Origin of the sequence: Bifidobacterium sp. UMB1197 (assembly GCF_030217745.1) — a bacterium.
Classification (GTDB): domain Bacteria; phylum Actinomycetota; class Actinomycetes; order Actinomycetales; family Bifidobacteriaceae; genus Bifidobacterium; species Bifidobacterium vaginale_B.
In genome coordinates this window covers 1-258 of record NZ_JASOOL010000070.1, presented here as the reverse complement: position 1 = coordinate 258, position 258 = coordinate 1, and the positions used below count along the sequence as shown (strand labels likewise).

Annotated in this window: 1 protein-coding gene; it reads left to right on the top strand. The window is 42.6% G+C overall.

The features are described 5' to 3' along the window. Window positions 1–258, top strand: a 258-nt coding sequence (locus tag QP420_RS06650) for a hypothetical protein (RefSeq protein ID WP_481616905.1), incomplete at both ends; no start/stop codon positions are given.

Below are 258 nucleotides of genomic sequence, written 5' to 3'. Positions count from 1 at the left end.
ATGCAACCGACACCAGTAAGATTTCAGCGGCGTTGCTTCAGAGTTTGGCCATTACTAATAGCCCAGCATATAAAAATGCGTCTGCAAATACTGATCCAAATTCTGACGAAGCTAAGGCAAAGAAAGCGTACGATGATGCGCTTAAGGAGTTGCAAAAAGCCTTTAATGACCAAATGGACAAGGACAAGGGTGACGACGGCAACGAAATCTCAGAGTCTGTTATTCCAGATAAGAACATTGATATGACCAACAAAGATG